Origin of the sequence: Nostoc sp. CCY0012, assembly GCF_963920855.1 — a bacterium.
GTDB lineage: Bacteria > Cyanobacteriota > Cyanobacteriia > Cyanobacteriales > Nostocaceae > Cyanocohniella.
The window spans coordinates 15,246-30,707 of record NZ_CAWUDM010000043.1; the positions used below are offsets into that span (position 1 = coordinate 15,246).

At 39.7% G+C, this 15,462-nt stretch carries 13 protein-coding genes; 4 read left to right on the forward strand and 9 right to left on the reverse strand.

Annotated features, from left to right (window positions below; all coding sequences use genetic code 11):
• Nucleotides 1–42 precede the first annotated feature (42 nt).
• Nucleotides 43–315 carry a HetP family heterocyst commitment protein gene (locus ACM0OS_RS14285; RefSeq protein WP_414543849.1) on the reverse strand — a complete coding sequence of 91 codons (273 nt, stop codon included), beginning with the start codon at nt 313–315 and terminating at the stop codon, nt 43–45.
• Between the two features lie 1,299 nt (nt 316–1,614).
• Here ACM0OS_RS14285 and ACM0OS_RS14290 point away from each other — a divergent pair.
• Nucleotides 1,615–3,141: an ATP-binding protein gene (locus ACM0OS_RS14290; protein WP_414543850.1), complete on the forward strand. Its 1,527-nt coding sequence runs from the start codon at nt 1,615–1,617 to the stop codon at nt 3,139–3,141.
• Between the two features lie 57 nt (nt 3,142–3,198).
• Nucleotides 3,199–4,083: a response regulator gene (locus tag ACM0OS_RS14295; protein ID WP_414543851.1), complete on the forward strand. Its 885-nt coding sequence runs from the start codon at nt 3,199–3,201 to the stop codon at nt 4,081–4,083.
• Here the strand turns inward: ACM0OS_RS14295 and ACM0OS_RS14300 are convergent.
• The 3 genes from ACM0OS_RS14300 to rsmA form a co-directional block, all read right to left on the reverse strand.
• The gene (locus ACM0OS_RS14300) at nt 4,080–4,388 is read right to left on the reverse strand and encodes a DUF3082 domain-containing protein (RefSeq protein ID WP_414543852.1); all 309 of its coding nucleotides are present in this window, start codon (nt 4,386–4,388) and stop codon (nt 4,080–4,082) included. The genes ACM0OS_RS14295 and ACM0OS_RS14300 overlap by 4 nt on opposite strands.
• 72 nt (nt 4,389–4,460) lie before the next feature.
• Nucleotides 4,461–5,405 carry a 4-(cytidine 5'-diphospho)-2-C-methyl-D-erythritol kinase gene (gene ispE / locus ACM0OS_RS14305; protein WP_414543853.1) on the reverse strand — a complete coding sequence of 315 codons (945 nt, stop codon included), beginning with the start codon at nt 5,403–5,405 and terminating at the stop codon, nt 4,461–4,463.
• A gap of 42 nt (nt 5,406–5,447) precedes the next feature.
• Nucleotides 5,448–6,284 carry a 16S rRNA (adenine(1518)-N(6)/adenine(1519)-N(6))-dimethyltransferase RsmA gene (gene rsmA, locus ACM0OS_RS14310; RefSeq protein WP_414543854.1) on the reverse strand — a complete coding sequence of 279 codons (837 nt, stop codon included), beginning with the start codon at nt 6,282–6,284 and terminating at the stop codon, nt 5,448–5,450.
• A 344-nt stretch (nt 6,285–6,628) separates the two neighbouring features.
• Here rsmA and ACM0OS_RS14315 point away from each other — a divergent pair, with 344 nt between their 5' ends.
• Nucleotides 6,629–7,015 carry a hypothetical protein gene (locus tag ACM0OS_RS14315; protein WP_414543855.1) on the forward strand — a complete coding sequence of 129 codons (387 nt, stop codon included), beginning with the start codon at nt 6,629–6,631 and terminating at the stop codon, nt 7,013–7,015.
• A 198-nt stretch (nt 7,016–7,213) separates the two neighbouring features.
• Entirely contained in the window at nt 7,214–9,160 is a 1,947-nt protein-coding gene (locus ACM0OS_RS14320; protein ID WP_414543856.1) for an SUMF1/EgtB/PvdO family nonheme iron enzyme, read from the forward strand.
• A gap of 149 nt (nt 9,161–9,309) precedes the next feature.
• Here ACM0OS_RS14320 and vapC read toward each other — a convergent pair whose 3' ends face one another.
• The 5 genes from vapC to ACM0OS_RS14345 all read right to left on the reverse strand — a co-directional run bounded on the left by vapC (nt 9,310) and on the right by ACM0OS_RS14345 (nt 15,385).
• On the reverse strand, nt 9,310–9,717 hold the full coding sequence (vapC, locus tag ACM0OS_RS14325) for a type II toxin-antitoxin system tRNA(fMet)-specific endonuclease VapC (RefSeq protein ID WP_414543857.1): 408 nt from the start codon (nt 9,715–9,717) through the stop codon (nt 9,310–9,312).
• Nucleotides 9,714–9,980: a ribbon-helix-helix domain-containing protein gene (locus ACM0OS_RS14330; protein WP_414543858.1), complete on the reverse strand. Its 267-nt coding sequence runs from the start codon at nt 9,978–9,980 to the stop codon at nt 9,714–9,716. The genes vapC and ACM0OS_RS14330 overlap by 4 nt, the downstream gene beginning before the upstream one ends.
• Before the next feature lie 122 nt (nt 9,981–10,102).
• Nucleotides 10,103–10,741 (reverse strand): Uma2 family endonuclease, encoded by a 639-nt coding sequence (locus tag ACM0OS_RS14335; protein ID WP_414543859.1) that lies wholly within the window; start codon nt 10,739–10,741, stop codon nt 10,103–10,105.
• Nucleotides 10,742–10,887: 146 nt separating this feature from the next.
• Nucleotides 10,888–13,842 (reverse strand): PAS domain S-box protein, encoded by a 2,955-nt coding sequence (locus tag ACM0OS_RS14340; RefSeq protein ID WP_414543860.1) that lies wholly within the window; start codon nt 13,840–13,842, stop codon nt 10,888–10,890.
• Nucleotides 13,843–13,921: 79 nt separating this feature from the next.
• Nucleotides 13,922–15,385, reverse strand: a complete 1,464-nt coding sequence (locus tag ACM0OS_RS14345; RefSeq protein WP_414543861.1) for an integrase — start codon at nt 15,383–15,385, stop codon at nt 13,922–13,924.
• Nucleotides 15,386–15,462: the final 77 nt, after the last annotated feature.

A 15,462-nucleotide genomic window follows, 5' to 3' on the forward strand; every position in this document is an offset into this window, starting at 1 on the left:
GACTCAGAAAGTATGAAGTGGGAAATTTTATTCCTACTGTTTTCAGAGTCGAAGCCAGTTTGAGTTCATGTCAAAAACTTCTTTATTGTCTGTATCTTTTGATTTGGCGTTTTCTCCTAAACAATTGTTTTTGAGCAGCCGAATGTAGGTGCGGTATGGTATGTAGTCGATGGGATTGTAGCCAGAAAACCGGAGAATTAACACACATGCCCAAGAATACTTGCCGGCAATGATTGCTTTGATAATCTGTTCTATTTGCTCTGTGTTAATTTTTTTAGCGTTTTGTGGATTATAACTAGCATTGGTTTGATGCATAATTTTCCCTCTTTTTTACTAGAAGTCCCACTTTGTCAATGCAGGACTGAGGCAATTTTGTCTTGAGGTTTATTTTCTAAAATCTCATTTGGTTGTGAAAATAGAGTGGATTTAACCAGCACTCAGTTTGAATTGTCTCAGAGATATAAAGATATGTGGTTAAACTATCCCCTACACATAACCCGTGTTGCAGAAGCAGCTTCTTTTCTAAGACTACTCAATTTTCACCAACAGATATATGATCAATTTTTGGATAAAACTATCTCTTTTTTCGTTATTGCTATTTATGGCATCTGATTTATTGTCATACCTGATGTTGCGATTAATTCCAGGAACAACAAATAATACTATAGACATTTTATATTGTCGCCATAGTATTCCCGATAACTTATACCCGGCAATAGTTTATGATTATCTTCAAAATCATACTGATATTAAAATTTACTATCTACCATAAATCCATAACGCATAGCAAAACTTCTCTTGATAAAGTTGAAATTGCTTCATAGCATGGACTTCAGCCATCAGCAAAGAAATTTACCTCATGACGATAGAGTAAGTTTTATCAATCTACTAACCTGATATTCACAGCGTATATTATCTAGGGCTGAGGCTATATGTATTGCTAAACACACTGATTTTTAACGTTTTTTATGTCTTCTGGACGATGTTTTGATAACATACTAATGAATTGAATCAAAATTTATATCTTATGGCAGATGACCTAGAGGATTATTTTATATTTAGATATCTGAAGGAATAAAAGTATTAAAAATAAATTACTTAACTTTAGAAAAGTTCTAGTCTTGTCTAAATTTTGATTATAAAAATTTTTATTAATCAAACTGTAATAATTATTAGTTTTTTCAACTGATATCAAAGGCGTTTGGCGCTTATAATATATATTTTTACGATTCCTTGCAAATGGGTGTTTCTGTTGCTACTTCAAAAAAGTAGTTTCTTTTATATAATCTTTTTACAAAAATAAATTGTTGCTTTATGTAAAAAAAATAAAGTATTTGCTTTTTATTGGTAAAATAAATTTAACAATAGTAAGTAATTTAAAAATATTTCCTAATTTGATTTATTTTTACCGGAATTAGTAGAATCAAGACTTTGAGGAAGCTATGAAAATCTATTCATTAATGACTCTACGATCATCTGATAAACACGAATGCAGCGGTTATTTTTGATATAAATATCTGTTAATTATGCAGGTAAATAATCAAAGTGAAAGGCTGGATATATTTTGTTTTTGCGTGTGAGAAAGTGATGAATTAGTAGAGTTGAGTATGCAGAATGTGTATTAATGAATTAAAAGATGCTAAAAAGCATTTAACAAAGGAAGTTTATCACCTCAAGCGACAGGAGGCACAGCTAAAAAAATCTATTTCCATACTTCGTTCTCGGTGTGTATCTACTAGCAACGGAATTATTGCCGTCAGTCTTGAAGGTGATATTCTCGGCTTTAATCAGCAGTTCCTGGGTATGTGGCGGATTCCAGATTCCTGGATGGTATCTAATAGCTTTAATCAATGCCAAGCTTTTTTTGAGAGCCAACTAAAAAACCCAGAAGCCTTTCGCAAGCTGATGTGGAATATATCTGCTCAATCTGATGTGGATAGCTACGATATTTTGGAGTTGAAAGATGGGAGAATTTTTGCTCAATATTCTCAGCCGCAGTGGCTAGGCGACAAAATTATTGGTCGATTGTGCAGTGTTTGGGATATTACTGAGCCTAAGCGCGCTGAAGAAGTACTACAATTAAACAAGACTAGATGGCATACTTTGGCAGAAACGACTGATGCTAGCATTTTCGTAATTCAAGGTGGCAATCTATCCTACATTAATCCAGCCGCTGAGATATTAAGTGGCTACACAAAACAGGAACTGTTAAGTGGCATTGATCCACGCCAATTAATTAAAAATAAAAAGCACAGAAATTTACATAATCAGAACCTACAATACCAAGAACTCAAGATTCTAGCAAAAAATGGCACAGAACACTGGCTAGGTTGTGTTGTCACCATGCTTGATTATGAGGAAACACCAGTGAAAATTATTGCAGGTATTGATATCACTGACTATAAAAAGGCAGAATCAAGTCTGCATGAAGCTTTAGAGCAAGCCAAACAAGTCAGCGAAGTCAGAGCGCACTTCATGTCTATGGTTTGCCATCAATTCCGCACTCCACTGAATGTGGTTTCATTCTCTAATAGTTTACTCAAAAGGCGTATCAATGAATGGATGGAGGTAAAAGCACTACCATTAGTTGATCACATTCAATCGGCGGTGGCACAAATCACCAAGATGTTGGATGATATTTTGTTGTTCTCGAAGGCGGAAACGGCACAACTCAACTTTGAAGCTAAACCACTTGATCTAGTCCAGTTCTGTAATGAGTTAATTGTACAAATACAGAAAAGTGGTAGTCAGCAGCCGATCAATTTTATGAGTCAAGGTGGTGACTTAACTGTCTACATTGATCAAAAACTACTAGAACCGATTCTGCGAAACTTACTTGACAATGCTATTAAATATTCTCCCACTGGTAGCCCGGTTGATTTAAAACTGTATTGTGAATGTGGGAAGATAATTTTTCAAGTTACTGACAGGGGTGTGGGTATTCCTGTTGCAGATATACAGCGAGTATTTGAGCCATTTTATCGAGGTAGGAATATAGATAATCTTCCCGGCACTGGACTAGGGCTATCGATTGTCAAGACTTTGGTAGATTTACATGGTGGTCATATTGCTGTAGAAAGTGATGTTGATGTAGGTACAACAGTTACCATTATGTTGCCATTGATGAAATCCAAATTTTGAATACTCAATAGTGTTTGCTGATGATGACCTTGCCGTAAAATCCTAAGCAATAGAAAAATGATGCACGAATCGTCGAAAACAATTCTAGTGATTGAAGATGATGCTGTCACCCGCAATCTCTTCCTAAATGGTCTGGAAACTGAAGGTTTTGTTACGATAGGTGCTGAAAATGGTCTTGTTGGTATTCAAAAAGCACAAACGTATTTACCCGACTTGGTAGTTTGTGATATTGGTATGCCGGATATGGATGGTTATGGTGTCCTCGATACAATGCGCCAAGATCCTCGAACTGCTGTTATTCCCTTCATTTTTCTTACTGGTAGCGACCAGATGGCAGATGTTCGTAGAGGTATGGAGTTGGGTGCAGACGATTATTTGACTAAACCTTCTACTGTAGAGGAGTTACTTAAGGCGATCTCAATTCGATTAGAAAAGCAATCTCTATTGCGTTCCTGGTATGCTACTAACTCTGGTCAAATTTCCGAATCATTACCCAGCAACACTGTTTCCTCTATAAATCCTGAATCAATCTTTCCCTCTATTCCCCAACTCAAGGAAGTTTTCGATTATATTGAAGCTAATTATAATCGTGGAATTACTTTGTCTGATGTGGCTGAGGCTGTTGGTTATTCACCAGCTTACTTAACCAGTAGAGTAGCAAACAAAACAGGCGAAACTGTCAATGGCTGGATTGTTAAACGCCGGATGGCAGCAGCCCGCCCTTTATTGCGAGACACAAATCAGACAATTGAGCAAATTGCTACAGTTCTAGGCTACCAAAATGCCTGTCATTTCTCCCGGCAGTTTCGCCAACACCACGGGCTACCTCCCAAATCTTGGAGAAACCAAAATCAAGTTTCTCATGTTGCTCATAGGAAAAAATTGCCAGTAATTAATACTCGCCCTCAGCATGAGAAGTATGCATCTTTAGGTTTGAACTAACTGTTTTTGGGCTTTGTGAACTGCTGTACTAATAATTGGATTGCTAAGGCCAATAGACCAATGGTCACTATCCCAAATATCCCGGTTCCCAAGGCAACTATACCCACAACCAAAGTCCGCACGGCAGAGCCAATATTCACTGCCATTGGATTATCAGAATGGATAGGTTTAGTGGCAAAAGTTGTCGCAATAGATATCATTAGCGAATACATAGCAAATCCTAGTCCCCCAGAGAAGATTGCTCCTGTGATACAGCGTAAGGGAGTTGGTGGGACTTGTTCTTGAGTTTCTGGTTCTTTAGTCATTGGTCATTCAATTTTAGATTTTAGATTTTGGCTCAAATTTGGATCAAACTGCAATCAAAAATTCTCTACTCCCTAAGCTACCTGAATACCATGTGTAATTGTCCGAGTCACAAATAATTCTAAATCTTCATCAGGAATTGCTGCTCTGACTTGTTGCTTCAGTGCTTGTGCTTGTTGTTCAGACTCCATGAGGGCGAAAACTGTTGGCCCAGAACCAGACATCATGGTTCCTAAAACACCCTCACCAGTGGCAAATAGTTCTCGCAGTTGTAACACTTGGGGATATGCTGGCAAGACTACACGCTCTAAATCATTGTGCATTTTTTGGGCAATTGTTACTGGGTTTTGTTTGAGAATTGCTTGGACTATTTCTCCTGAATGAACTGCGGCTGCACGCGCTGCTAAATTTTCAGTATCTCGTAGATAAGAACTGCCAAACTGTTGCCGATAGTTTGTGTATGCCCATGCTGTAGAAACTTCGAGGCTACGATATTTGGCTAATACTATATATATAGTATCCAAACTTGGTAGGGGAGAAAGTTGCTCGCCTCTTGCTGTAGCAATGACTGTGCCGCCGCTGACACAAAATGGTACATCTGAACCGAGGATAGCACCCAATTCTTCTAGTTCTGATTTAGTTAGTCCCAGGTTCCATAGTAAATCTATGCCTACCAATACTGCGGCGGCATTTGTGGAACCTCCTGCTAACCCGGCTGCTACGGGAATATTTTTTTTAACTGTAATCTCTACGCCCCCATATTGAGCAAAAGCGTCTGGAAATTTTTTGGCCATTAATTCTGCTGCCCGGTATGCCAGATTACTTTTGTCTAGGGGTACTTGCGGATGTTTGCAGTTGATGCGAATAATATCAGTGCTAATGGAACATATATCAATTTGGTCGGCGAGGGCGATACTTTGGAGTATCATTGCTAACTCATGATAACCGTCAGGACGGTCACCAATAATTTCTAGATACAAGTTGATTTTGGCAGGAGCAATTAAGGTGTAGGAATGCATTGGGGTAATTCGTAATTCGTAATTGAAAAACTTAGATATAATCTAGGGTTCCTGGCAGCTTTTAGTCTCTTCCTCTAGGATATTGACTAAATTTACCCACTGCTGGACGCTGAGTTCTTCGCCGCGGGCTTGGGGATTTATTTCTAATTGTTCCAGGATTTGGGTCAGGCGATCGCGCTCGACGACGGATTGCAAATTATTTCGTAACATTTTGCGTTTGGCTGCAAACCCTAGCTTGAGTAAAGTATCAAACCTCTGGGGGTTAATGGCTGGTGTTTCTATTTGTCGAGGACGCAACCGCACGACGGCTGAGTCTACTTTTGGGGGTGGGTAAAATGCTGCTGCTGGTACTGTACAAATCAATTCACAATCAGCTAAATACTGTACTCGCACACTCAAGGCTCCAAAAGTTTTTGAACCTGGTTTAGCATACAATCTTTCGGCTACTTCTTTTTGCACTAGCAGTACTATTAAATCAAATGGTTCTGGGTTGGGATTGGCGATAGTCCCTAATAGTTTTTCGATGATTGGCCCAGTAATGTTATAGGGAATATTCGCTACTACTTTATTGGGTTTTTGACAGTTGGGAAATGCTGCCAAATTAGACGATAAATCTATGGTCAGAAAATCTCCTTGTAATAGTAAAAAATTTTCTTTTTTACCTATTTGTTTGGTTAACAGTTTACATAAATCAAAGTCAATTTCTACTGCTACTAATGATTGCACTAGGGGGAGTAAACGACGTGTGAGGATGCCTGTACCTGGGCCGATTTCTAAGATGCGATCTCTTTCCTCACATGCTGCTGCTTTGACGATTGCGTCCAAAGCCTTTTCACTTTTGAGCCAATGCTGGGCAAAGGACTTGCGCGGTCTTACCATTAATTTTCCTCACTATATCTAAGTTTCAGGGGTTTCTAAAAAACGCGTTTCTTACTTTTTTCTTACTTTTTAATGTAAATTTTTATTAAAAAATGCCAGTAAAATATAGGCATTTTTGATTAATAGTGGTATAGAGATGATAAATTAAAGGAGATAAAACCATTGTCGCTGAAGAAGGCGATCGCAGAGCAAGTGAAACACCATCGTCTGCCGTGGAGCATACATCATAGATGATATTGTGGGCCGTTGTACTCTTAAGAATGTCTAGCATTTTTGGGAAATTATTGTTTCTGCTGTTGTATAGATATTTGTGGGAAAATTTTCAGAGAAACATCTAAATTAACATGTTAGACACACCTTCAGATACCATTTGGATTGTTACCGATGACACACCTCAAATTTCTATTCCAGATGGAGTGAAAGGCGGGACTACAAATACAAGAGATTGGAAACCAGAACCAACCAGGGATAACAGCAAAGGTATAGGTGATGCTGTTCCCGTTAGCGCCGAAAAATTAGAGAAAAACATGACTAGCTTTTTGCAAGTTGTCGGACGCTTATTTAGTCGTGCAGAACAAGAAGCTAAAGTCAACTCCGGGATGCAGCTAGATGAAATCGAGTTATCAGTAGAAATTAGCGGAGAAGGAGAAGTTAAATTAATTGGTAGCGGTGTCAAAACTGGCGGGAAAGGTGCTATTAAACTGAAATTTAAACGACAAGAGTCAAAATGAAACGAAAGGCGATCGCGTTTCATCTGCTTTGGGCGATCGCCTCCACCATGAAACGATATAATCTGACACGTAGGTTGGGTTAAGCAAAGCGCCACCCAACAGCCTCACGTAAAACCCTCAAAATCAACCAGATATACAAACCTGCTTAAATATACTTAAGTAATAAGCTACAATCTCAACAGCAATAGCTAAAGCGAGATGGCGAAAAATTGGGCGATCGCAATCGGCATTAACCAGTATGATTATTTGCAACCGCTAAATTATGCCAAGCGGGATGCACTGCTAATGCAGGAGTTTCTTCGCCATGAGGTGGGATGCGAGAACATATATTTCTTCTCCGATGATTCCCCTGATATTGCTGGAAAATCAACTCGTCCCAACCGTGCTAACTTACTGCGAGTCTTGCGACAGTTATTTGAAATTTCCTTCATGGGTGCGGGTGACAATTTTTGGTTTTTCTTCAGTGGTCATGGTATCAGACACGCTGGGCGTGATTATCTCATGCCTTGTGATGGTGACCCAGAAGATATCGAAAATACAGGAATTGCCATCAATTATGTTACAGAACGTCTGCGTCGCTGTGGTGCGGATAATGTAGTTTTGATTCTGGATGCTTGTCGTAGTGAAGGGCAAAAAAGTGGTGAAGGGATAGGAAGACAAGCGGCAGAAGAAGCACGTCAACAAGGAGTCATCAGCATATTTTCCTGTAGACCCGGGGAATATTCTTATGAGATTGCAGCTTTACAACAAGGTGCTTTTACTACGGCTTTATTAGAAGGGTTGGGAATTAAAGGTAAATGCGCCACAGTTGAAAGGTTGAACCAGTATCTCAATTTTCGTGTGCCGGAAATTGTGAGTCAACATCAAAAGGGCAGACAAACACCTTATATTATTGCGGAGCCTGTAAATAAATCCCATTTGATACTTGTACCCCAATATGCCACCTCAGCAGATATCGCTACACTGAAAAATGATGCTTATCGTGCTCAGGTGAACAAGAATTTCGATTTAGCAAAACAACTTTGGATTCGGGTACTAGCTGCTGCATCAGGTCAAGAGATGGATGCTATAGAAGCTTTAGAAGAAATTGCTCAGTTGCGAAATAGTTCTGCACATTCTACTGTACCTCAACAACCCCAGCCACCAAGTTCATCTAAGTCAGCCACAAAAGCACCTGAACCTACACCGTCTGTAAAGCCACAGTTACCACGTCCTAGTAATTTACCAAATTGGTCACGGCGAAAAGTGATTCAAGCTGTTGGATTTGGGGGTACTGGGCTGGGTTTGGCAATTTTAGTACCGCGCATCTTGTCTCAAGATAATTCAGGCTTAAAAACTTTTTCATTTGAAACGGTGACGGTAGATGCACAAGGCAACACCACCGACACCGATAGGAACAACCATGAAGCCAGATATTTTGAAGAAGACTTAGGTAATGGTGTCAGCTTGGAAATGGTGCAGATACCAGGGGGAACTTTTACAATGGGTTCACCGGAAGGGGAGGCGAAACGACAGGATAATGAAAGTCCAGAGCGTCAGGTAACAGTTCCTGGGTTCTTCATGGGGAAATATGCAGTCACCCAAGCACAGTATCAAGCAATAATGGGGAAAAATCCTGCTACTTTCAAAGGTGATAGACGACCTGTGGAAACAGTGAGTTGGGATGAAGCAGTAGAGTTTTGTGAAAAATTAAATCAGAAGACAGGAAAAACCTATAGGCTACCCAGTGAGGCGGAATGGGAATATGCTTGTCGTGCAGGGACAACTACGCCGTTTTATTTTGGGGAAACCATAACCACAGATTTAGTGAATTACAACGGTAAATATCCCTACGCCTCAGCGCCAAACAGTGAATATCGTAAGCAGACAACAGATGTAGGAAAATTTCCGCCAAATTCTTTTGGTTTATACGATATGCATGGTAATATATGGGAATGGTGTCAAGATGTATATCACAATAATTACGAAGGTGCGCCAACAGACGGCAGTGCGTGGATAGGAGGTAGCAGTAATAAGACAAGGCTGCTGCGTGGCGGTTCTTGGGACAGTGGTGCTTGGAATTGCCGTTCTGCTGTTCGCTATGGGTACGAGCACGCGCCTGAGAACGGTAATGTTGGTTTTCGTGTTGTCGCAGTTGTTGCGTGAGCGCTCCCCAAAGTCAGAGTCGGTAAATGGGAATTTATCGGGAGTACACCACTGAGTCCAGACCTGTCCCAGTGAGGAAGGCGACGACCTCCAAACATCAAACCGAGTCGGATAGCTTGGTAGGTTGCAAAACCGAAGACTTGTCCGGCTCAACAATCTTGTTCCCAATCTTCAATCTGTAACCCATTCACCCGACTAAACTCACCCGTATTATGCGTCACTAAAATTAAATTATGCGCCTGGGCTATTGATGCAATTTGTAAATCATAAGGGCCGATAGGTATACCCAAAGTTGCTAACTCAGCACGAATATTGCCAAAAAATTTAGCAGCTGCATCATCAAAAGGCAGAGAAACAAAATTATTCAAGAAAGCTGACTGTAAAGCCCAAGTACGTTGAGGATTTTTACTTTTTCTCGCACCATAAAATAGTTCAGCTTTCACAACTGAACAAACAGCAATATCCCTTGGTGATAAAGACTCTAAGCGTCGTCTGACACCAGATATAGGACGATTTAGATAAACAATGCAAGCATTCGTATCTAATAAATAAATCACTCTAACGGCTCCCGTACTTCATATTCACCTTGGGGATATCTCACCAAAGGATCATCTTGTAAACAGCCAGCCGTCTGCTCAAAAAAACCAGGAGGCCAACCCAATTCATCAGGTGTTTTTACCTGTACTGGCGCTTCAGTGTAACCTTTAGTTGCAAACATTTTGAGAGCATCAACAATTACTTCCTCCGCCGAAGCATACTTACCACTTGCAATCTGCATTTGGATGAATTGTTCAAGCTCTGGAGTCAAGGATACATTCATGGCTTCTGATTTCAGCGTGTGTAAGATAATTAAGAATTAATGGCCTGTAGGTTGGGTTAAGCGCAGTGAACCCAACATCTTAAATTTTAAATAAGATTACACAATTATCAAACCGACAACAACTATATATTTTGCTGTCTTACCCAAGTACGAAAAGCTTTCATCGCCGCATTTCTCCCCTCACTTTTACTGCGGTTTAAATATTCGGGAATCACTTGAGCAATAGGTAAATCAGGAAAAATGCGACTACTAGATTCTATATATTTATCATCAACTAAAACATTAACTTCTAACTTAGTTCCTTTCCATCGCCACAATTCAGGAACTCCCAATACTGCATAATTATTAAATCGGGTGCGGGAAGTAATATCAATTTCAATCGCTAAATCAGGCGGTGGGTCAACATTTAAATCAATTCTATTCTTACCTCTGACAACCGCTTCATTTTGAATATAAAAACAATCATCAGGTTCCACCCCAGCATCCATATTTTCTTTATCAAAAGTAGTAGAACCCAAACTCCAAAATTCAATATCTAATTCTTCCAATAAAGCTTTGACTAAATCTCCAATAACAACCTTAGCTACCTCATGCTCTGGTAATGGAGCCATGATTTCCAGCACCCCTTGACTGTAAGATACTCTAGAACTACGATTTTCACCCAACTCTGCCAAAATATGTTGGTATATTGACCAAGATATATCTTTAATCAATAACTGATGACCGACAGGTACAATTAGTTGGTTGAGTTCCAGTAACATAAATGTCTGGCTCCTATTGCCTAATTACGCTTAATTATAATTGATAATTATTTAGGACTTACACACTCGCCACAAAAATAAAAGCTTTGAGATTGCTTCCCTACAGTCGCAATGACGAAAATACATGGTTGATTACGTAAGTCCTGTTATTGATGAATGGGAATTTCAATTATAAATTCTGCCCCTTGACCAAGGATTGAATTACAAGATAAATCACCTTTATGTTTATCTACTACAATTTGATAACTAATAGATAAACCCAAACCTGTACCCTTACCCACATCTTTGGTTGTAAAGAATGGGTCAAATAATTTAGCAAGGATCTTTTTCGGGATTCCCCCACCATTATCGACAATGCGGATGGCTATGCGGTGATGATTTACAACTTCAGTGCAAATGCGAATTTGTCCTTGTTCTCCTACAAACGACTCCTCCAAAGCATCAATAGCATTACTCAACAAATTCATAAATACCTGATTTAGTTGACCAGGATAGCATTCAACTAATGGCAGTTGAGCATATTCCTTAATTACCAAAATTTCTGCATGATTAGATTTAGCTTTCAGGCGGTTTTGGAGAATCATTAAAGTACTATCAATACCTTCATGGATATCAACTTGTTTAAATTCAGATTCATCTAACCGAGAAAAATTCCGCAGCGATAACACAATCTCACGAATCCGCTGAGTCCCTACACGCATAGATTGGAGTAATTTAATTAGGTCATCCTTGAGAAAATCAAGGTCGATATTTGCTATTTCTGTTTGAATTTCTTCTGGAGGATAAGGGAAGTGTAATTGATAAAGTTCCACCAACCGCAACAAGTCTCGGGCGTATTCACTAGCGGGAATAATGTTGCCATGAATGAAGTTAACCGGATTATTAATTTCATGAGCCACACCAGCAACCATATTACCTAGTGAAGACATTTTTTCACTATGTATCAGGTGAGCTTGGGTACGTTGTAGTTCATGTAGGGTTTGTTCTAAATCCTGGGTTTGTTGTTGTAATTTGATTTCGGCTTGTTTTCTTGTCGTAATATCACGGGTAATGGTTGCTAAACACAAAGGTTCACCAGTATCAGGACTCTTAACCATAAACAAATTAAAATCAATCGGAATGGCTTCTTGTGACTGAAAGTTACGGAAACGATATTCACCCTGCCACACACCACGCATCATGACAGTAGGTATAATGTGTTGCTGCAAATATTCTTGGTCTTCCGTAGCGAAAAAATCCATAATACTGGCATCTTTCCCAGTATCTAACTTGTCAAGACCCGTTAGCTGGAGTCCCGCTTGATTGAGGAACAATGGTTGTCCTTCGAGAGTGGCAAAACCAATAAAATCACTGCTATTTTCAATCAGTGCGGCAAACATTTGTCGGTCTTTTTCGGCTTGCTTGCGTTCTGTAATGTCCGTGACTGTGACTATCAGCTGATAAATGCATGAGGTACTGTCAACAAGAGGCGTGACATTCAATAACCACCAATTTTCTTGGTCATCGACACAGAAAGACTCTTCAAAAAAGATACTTTTGCCAGACTGAACACATTGCCTATAATGATGACGATAAATATCCGCCATTTCGGTAGGTAGTGCCTCTGCTATGACTTTTCCCACAAAGGCTTCTAGAGGTATGGGGCTAAGTCTCAAAATAGCTGGATTAAATTTAACGAAACGAAACTCTTCCCCATTGTTTAGAACATCTAAGACATAAATGCCGTAGTCTACAGCTTCCCAAATACTTTGTAAAAACTGCGCCTGCTCTTGGAGTTGTTGCTCTGCTTGTTTGAGTTCACGTAGCGCTGCTTGTTGTTCACTAATATTAACAGTACAGCCGTACCAAAATATTTCCCCAGTTGACAGGCGTTCGGGACGAGCTATTCCCTTTACCCATTTTTCCTGACCAAAGATATCAGTCAGTCGCCATTCATATTCAAAATTTGTCAATTTTTGAGCAGATTCAGCAATTCCTGTTTGCATCCCTGGTAAATCTTCTGGGTGAATACAGGACAATGCCGAAGCAGTATCTGCTTGAATTTGTTCTGGCTCTAGTCCGTAAATTTCTCGACAACCAGAAGAAACAAAGGGGAAGGACATCGTACCATCTAAGTCCATACGAAATTCGGAAAGCATTCCTGGTACATTGTCTGCTAGTCGCTGCCAGCGTGCTTCAGTTTGACGCAAGGCTGCGGTACGTTCCTCGACTATCACCTCTAGTTGCTCATTTAGTTGTTGCAGTTTGGTTTCTACTTGTTTGCGAGCAGTAGTATCTAATAGCACTCCACAGAAAATTACCTCTCCTTGCTCATTACGTATAGGAGTAGAGTCACCTTGCCACCAAATAATTTCGCCATTAGGCTTTATCAATCGTCCCTCATAATGCCAAGGGGCAGAATTTTCTAATACTTCTACTACTGAGGCAATACATCTGTCAAAATCATCTGGATGTACACGAGCAAAAAAACAATTTAAATCCTGCATCATTTCAGATGCCGTGATACCTGCCAGTTCCCAAATAAAGTCACTGATATAATCTACCGTCCACACCCCATCACGGTTAGTAAATTGAAAAATTGCCCCAGGTACGTTAGTGGCGATATCTCTAAAACGCTTCTCACTATTTGCTAAGGCTATTTCTGCTTGTTTACGCGCCGTAATTACCTCCGTGAACATGATAATTCCACCCACTGCGCCAGAGTCCGTGTACCAAGGGCGGATTTCCCACTTCACCCAATCTATTTTGCCGTTGGCACGTACAAAAGCATCTTCATCACATTTTTCCAGATTCCCCGCCAAACAGCGTTGATGAATGTCTCGCCAAGCCTGGGAAATCTCTGGGAACACCTCATAATGAGAGCAACCGATAATATCTTGATTTCCCAAACCGTAATCTTCCCGCCAACGACGACTGACTAGCAGGTAACGCATTTGCTCATCGAAGATGGCGATCGCAGCTGGGGTATATTCTATAAATACACCAATCTGTTCTGGGCTATATGGTAAATTATTCCGCCCTACTTGCTGACGCAGCTCTCTCAACTCTTGTTGAAGGGATTCATAAGTATTTTTATCTACAGTAATGAGATTACCAGTCATAGTCTCGTTTATTCCCAGCTTAGGGACTGAAGTTAACTTCAGTATCTATCTTGCCCAATCTCCAATTTAAAATCTAAAATTAACTCAATAATTCGCCTAATTGATGTTGAACCAGCAAACCTCTAAGGGTGGCATTTTCCGCCTTGATAGCCACGTTTTCCGCCTCTAATTCCTTAATTCTCTCTTTCAAGGCTTCCTTACTCGTACCTTGTCTGTAAATTACCACTTCTTTGTAAATTTCTAAGTTAGTATCTTCATTCATCCATCTTTGATAAGTTCGAGTATGCTCTTGCACGGTATGTCCCATATAATCAGCCATCGTCTTAATAGGGACTCGCAAGCGATGACCACGAATGGCATAAGCATGACGTAAATCATAAGGTCTAAAACCTAGCTGAGAAGTTCTAAATTTAATTTGAATCTTGGCAGTTTTATTACTAAGTGTACCTTCACTCTCAGGTAAGCAAATATTTTTTAAATTAAATAACTCCACCCAATGGGGATGTAATGGCGGAATCCCACAACTACGTTCACCAGTTTTAGTACCCTCTGTTAATTGGGGATTTAAATTTACTAAATGAAAGGTATTAGCTGGGTCTAAAAATGCTGCTATATCTACAGCAAATAATTCATGCGGTCTTAACCCATAAGTCGCTAACATACCATAAATCCATTGCCATTGTTCAGGTAGCGTTACATTCTCCTTACTAGCATATGCTGATAAAGGCATTCCGATTTTCTCAAATCCTTGTAAAACTTCCTCATCTAAAGGGATTTTCCGAATAGTTGGATGAGGATTGGGAGTCATATAAGCATAAATGGCCTTAAAGTCATCAATACCACAAAATTCGCCAAACTTTTTCAGTTGCCACACCAAAAAAAATCTCGATGATGTATTGGGTTGCGTCTTTTCTAAAGCTGTTACCAACGCTTGTTCAGACATCGGCACATCTTGGGGGAGTTTTTTGAGATGCCTCATGTAATGAGTTTCCCAAGTACGGATTCCTTGGCGATTTCTTTGATGATTTTTCCAAAATTCTTGTTCATATTCTTGAATCAATTGATCAATAAGTTTTCTCTCTTGATTTTTTATTTCTATTTTTTGGGACTGTTTCCCTAATAACTCTGGTGTCCATTGGAATTGTTTAGTTATTAATTGTAAATCTAATTCTCGTGCTTTTAAAACTGCCATTTTTACCCCAGTATCATTAGCTGCAAAAGCACAAGAAATGGTATACTGCTTATTAGGACTACCATGTCTGCCCACATCACCAGGTCTACAGGGAAATGTACCTTGTAAGCCGATAGTTTTCGGGCTAGTTAGTTTCAATTTAATCTTGATTCTATCTAAACTTAAAGCCAAGTTAGCCTGCTGAATAGCATGTTTAATGCGGAGATATTCACGCTCAATCTTGGCATACTCATCTGATGCCGGAAATTTAGGTTTCCATAGCTTCCATTTAGCTGGTTCCCACTGCTCAATGGGGATACCATCCCATTCAGATATTCGGACATTATAAGTGCTGGATTCGTTGCTAGGCATAAGTGTTTCTCTGGGAGTGAGAAGATAGCTAATAATAATCAAGCAGCAAAGTTTTGGGAAATTTATGCGGAATTGAT

What these genes read in the sequence shown, in the direction of transcription:
- ACM0OS_RS14340 (WP_414543860.1), bottom strand. Translation starts at nt 13,842, where the DNA reads ATGACTGGTAATCTCATTACTGTAGATAAAAATACTTATGAATCCCTT.
- ACM0OS_RS14315 (WP_414543855.1), top strand. Translation starts at nt 6,629, where the DNA reads ATGTTAGACACACCTTCAGATACCATTTGGATTGTTACCGATGACACA.
- ACM0OS_RS14335 (WP_414543859.1), bottom strand. Translation starts at nt 10,741, where the DNA reads ATGTTACTGGAACTCAACCAACTAATTGTACCTGTCGGTCATCAGTTA.
- ACM0OS_RS14300 (WP_414543852.1), bottom strand. Translation starts at nt 4,388, where the DNA reads ATGACTAAAGAACCAGAAACTCAAGAACAAGTCCCACCAACTCCCTTA.
- ACM0OS_RS14290 (WP_414543850.1), top strand. Translation starts at nt 1,615, where the DNA reads ATGTGTATTAATGAATTAAAAGATGCTAAAAAGCATTTAACAAAGGAA.
- ACM0OS_RS14285 (WP_414543849.1), bottom strand. Translation starts at nt 315, where the DNA reads ATGCATCAAACCAATGCTAGTTATAATCCACAAAACGCTAAAAAAATT.
- ACM0OS_RS14320 (WP_414543856.1), top strand. Translation starts at nt 7,214, where the DNA reads ATGGCGAAAAATTGGGCGATCGCAATCGGCATTAACCAGTATGATTAT.
- ispE (WP_414543853.1), bottom strand. Translation starts at nt 5,405, where the DNA reads ATGCATTCCTACACCTTAATTGCTCCTGCCAAAATCAACTTGTATCTA.
- rsmA (WP_414543854.1), bottom strand. Translation starts at nt 6,284, where the DNA reads ATGGTAAGACCGCGCAAGTCCTTTGCCCAGCATTGGCTCAAAAGTGAA.
- ACM0OS_RS14330 (WP_414543858.1), bottom strand. Translation starts at nt 9,980, where the DNA reads ATGAATGTATCCTTGACTCCAGAGCTTGAACAATTCATCCAAATGCAG.
- ACM0OS_RS14345 (WP_414543861.1), bottom strand. Translation starts at nt 15,385, where the DNA reads ATGCCTAGCAACGAATCCAGCACTTATAATGTCCGAATATCTGAATGG.
- ACM0OS_RS14295 (WP_414543851.1), top strand. Translation starts at nt 3,199, where the DNA reads ATGATGCACGAATCGTCGAAAACAATTCTAGTGATTGAAGATGATGCT.